We start from the raw sequence: 559 nt of genomic DNA, 5'->3' as shown, positions 1-559 counted from the left end.
GGCAGTTTTCTATATTTCCAGTGTGAGCACCGATATGTTCACCTTTCCGGTGGTTATCTCTCCCTTTAGTTATGTGCTCAGTTTACTGGTAGGTTTGAGTTTTGTCCTGACGGGGTACTGGTTAGCAACGCGGGGATTGTCAACTTTAGACATGATTGAGATGTCAAAATATGTGGACTAACAGGAGGCGGAGGCTAAGAAGATGAAGAAAAAGCGCTGGTTGTATGGGGGCATTGTCCTGGTAGTTGCGGTGTTGGCCGGAGTCGCAGTATACCAGGGCGGTGTTGCCGAGATGGACGCGGTTAAGGTCACCAGGGCGGCTGTCGCCCGGACCGTGGATGATACCGCTGTGGTGCAGGCTGTAAATGAATCGCTTCTTTATGCTCAACAGAGCGGAACGGTGGCTGCTGTGGAGGTTGAGTTAGGCCAGGAGGTCAAGGCCGGCCAAGCCCTGATACGCCTGGATAATCCGGATTTAAATATACAAGCCAGCCAGACCGAGTCGCAGATGAACCAAACCCGGGCAGGCCTAGATTCGGCCTCAGCAGCCCTTAACCGC

Annotated in this window: 1 protein-coding gene and 1 pseudogene; both read left to right on the top strand. The window is 53.0% G+C overall.

Features of this window, described 5'->3' with window-relative positions; genetic code table 11:
• Positions 1–181: hypothetical protein (locus B2633_RS09900; RefSeq protein WP_483170460.1), on the top strand; the 181-nt coding region annotated here is incomplete at its 5' end.
• Positions 182–202: 21 nt separating this feature from the next.
• A pseudogene (locus tag B2633_RS09895) lies at positions 203–559 on the top strand (hypothetical protein); the annotation flags it as partial.

This window comes from Syntrophomonas sp. UBA1041 (assembly GCF_002316705.1).
Lineage (GTDB): Bacteria > Bacillota > Syntrophomonadia > Syntrophomonadales > Syntrophomonadaceae > DTU019.
This window is presented reverse-complemented; position numbering and strand designations above follow the sequence as displayed.